Annotated in this window: 2 protein-coding genes; both read left to right on the top strand. The window is 53.8% G+C overall.

The features are described 5' to 3' along the window. Window positions 1–114: 114 nt before the first annotated feature. Entirely contained in the window at window positions 115–501 is a 387-nt protein-coding gene (locus ABD353_RS39850; protein WP_312856926.1) for a CopG family ribbon-helix-helix protein, read from the top strand. Next, on the top strand, window positions 489–673 hold a 185-nt coding region (locus ABD353_RS39845; protein WP_344628593.1), incomplete at its 3' end, for a type II toxin-antitoxin system RelE/ParE family toxin. The genes ABD353_RS39850 and ABD353_RS39845, both read left to right, overlap by 13 nt.

Raw genomic sequence — 673 nt, 5'->3', positions numbered from 1 at the left:
CGACCAGTCACCACCCAAAAGCTCAATGATGATGGTTGCCGCCAGTAACAGGTCCTTTAACCCGCAGGCTGCAATAGTCCTGGATGATGAGTGAGCCTGTAGCAGCCCTGATTAGTGGAAGCGAAGCTGAAAAATGGGCAGCAAAAGCCGTATTTCTGGCAAATAGCGCCGCCACGGATTAAAGTAGTCATGTGTAATACATATGACTACAAAGGGGCTTTTATGTCATCAGCAACATCCATCAGGCTCGATGAAGAACTTAAGGACCGGCTGAAAACGCTGGCCGATGACCGGCACCGCTCAGCGCACGCGCTAATGCTGGAGGCAATCACCGAATACATCGACCGGGAAGAGAAGCGCAGCCAGTACCTGCGGGACGGACAGGCCGCATGGCAGCACTATCAGGAAACGGGTCTGCACCTTACTGCGGAAGAAGCGGAAGCCTGGATAAGTACCTGGGGAACTGAGAACGAGCAGGATGCTCCGCCATGCCACAGGTAACGATTTCCGCGCTGGCACAGCGCGATTTACAACGCCTTCAGGACTTTCACAAAACCAAAAATCGGCTGGCAGCCAGAAAAGGAGGTGAGGTGATCGTCCGGGCTATCCAGCAACTGAAAACATTGCCAGACATTGGCCGCCCGGTGCCGTTTCTGCCGCTGGAATATAAGGA

Origin of the sequence: Kitasatospora arboriphila (assembly GCF_039528095.1) — a bacterium.
Classification (GTDB): Bacteria; Actinomycetota; Actinomycetes; order Streptomycetales; family Streptomycetaceae; genus Kitasatospora; species Kitasatospora arboriphila.
The sequence above is the reverse complement of the archived record's forward strand: the minus strand, read 5'-3'. Positions and strand labels throughout refer to the sequence as shown.